The following is a 242-nucleotide window of genomic DNA, read 5'->3' as shown; positions in this document are numbered from 1 at the left end:
AACATTTTTATCAAAAATAAGAGCATCCCCAACCTCGAAATCGTCTTGAACGGCGAAATGATCTAGTATCATCTTCATTCCGTCACTATTTAAAGGCTCATCTCGCATCTTCATGTAATCTTCTAGAATTAATCTGCTATTTTCATCATCCGTACTTTTCTCGACAATCTCAAAAACTGCTGGATCTACCTGCGTATACATGAATGAACCTGAGATTTTATCTCTTGGGATATACTTCATAC

1 protein-coding gene is annotated in these 242 nt (G+C 36.4%); it reads right to left on the bottom strand.

Annotation, left to right across the window (positions count from 1 at the left end):
- The coding region (locus R0K30_RS23220; protein WP_410613358.1) for a hypothetical protein at positions 1-242 on the bottom strand (242 nt) is incomplete at both ends.

The organism is Bacillus sp. SIMBA_154, from assembly GCF_046536015.1.
Lineage (GTDB): Bacteria > Bacillota > Bacilli > Bacillales > Bacillaceae > Bacillus > Bacillus pumilus_P.
This window is presented reverse-complemented; position numbering and strand designations above follow the sequence as displayed.